2 pseudogenes are annotated in these 973 nt (G+C 65.6%); one reads left to right on the top strand and one right to left on the bottom strand.

Annotated elements, in window-relative coordinates:
- Positions 1–234: pseudogene (locus FUT88_RS25835) on the bottom strand (AMP-binding protein); the annotation flags it as partial.
- Between FUT88_RS25835 and FUT88_RS25830 the strand changes: the two are divergent.
- A pseudogene (locus FUT88_RS25830) lies at positions 232–827 on the top strand (AMP-binding protein); the annotation flags it as partial. The pseudogenes FUT88_RS25835 and FUT88_RS25830 overlap by 3 nt on opposite strands.
- Between the last annotated feature and the right edge of the window lie 146 nt (positions 828–973).

Raw genomic sequence — 973 nt, 5'->3', positions numbered from 1 at the left:
CGGCGCCCAGCGGTGGGTTGACGCTGCTCACGCACGTGCCTTCGGTCAGGCCGTAACCTCCAGAATCTTGACGCCGGTGCGCTGCTGGAACGTGCGGAAGACTTCGACGGGCATGGGTGCCGCGCCGCACAGGCCGTACTGCAGCGAGCCGATGTCGTGCTTGCCAACGGGCACATCGAGCAACGCCGCATACAACGTCGGCACCGCGCTGAAAAAGTTGATGCGATGGTGCCCGATCGCTATCACTCGCTCGTCGAAGTGTTTCGCGAATCGGTGGAGAAGTACCGCACGCGCGTCGCCTACGTAAGTGTCGGCACCGAAATGACGTACGGCGAGTGCGAGCGCCAGGCCAAGCAGTTTGCGGCGTGGCTGCAGTCGCGCGGCGTGAAGAAGGGCGATCGCGTGGCGATCATGCTGCCCAACAGCCTGCAGTACCCCGTGTGCCTGTTCGGCACGCTGCTGGCCGGCGCCACGTCGTCAACGTCAACCCGCTGTACACGGTGCCGGAGCTGGCGCACCAGCTGCGCGATTCCGGCGCACAAACGATCGTCGTGCTGGAGAACTTCGCGCGCACGCTGGAGCAGGCTTTGCCCGGCTGCCAGGTGCGCAACATCGTCATCACCGGCATCGGCGACCTGATGGGCGGTGCGCTCAACCTCAAGGGCCGCGCGCTGAACTTCGTGATGCGCCACGTGCAGAAGCAGGTGCCGCCGTACAAGCTGCCCTCGCCGATCTGGCTGCGCGATGCGCTCGCCACCGGAGGATCACGCGCGCTGCAACCGGTGCAGCTGGCGCCGGAAGACATCGCCTTCCTCCAATACACCGGCGTGGGATCAAGCCGGTGCCGTGCTGCGTCTGCATGTCGGCCTGGAAGATGCAGATGACCTCATTGCCGATCTGGAGCAGGCGCTGCAGCACGCGCCGTGGCCGCGCTGCACGCGATTGGCGGTTGAAGCTCAAGGTCACAGGTCAA

The organism is Ralstonia sp. TCR112, from assembly GCF_007997035.1.
In the GTDB taxonomy this organism is placed as follows: Bacteria; Pseudomonadota; Gammaproteobacteria; order Burkholderiales; family Burkholderiaceae; genus Ralstonia; species Ralstonia edaphi.
This window is presented reverse-complemented; position numbering and strand designations above follow the sequence as displayed.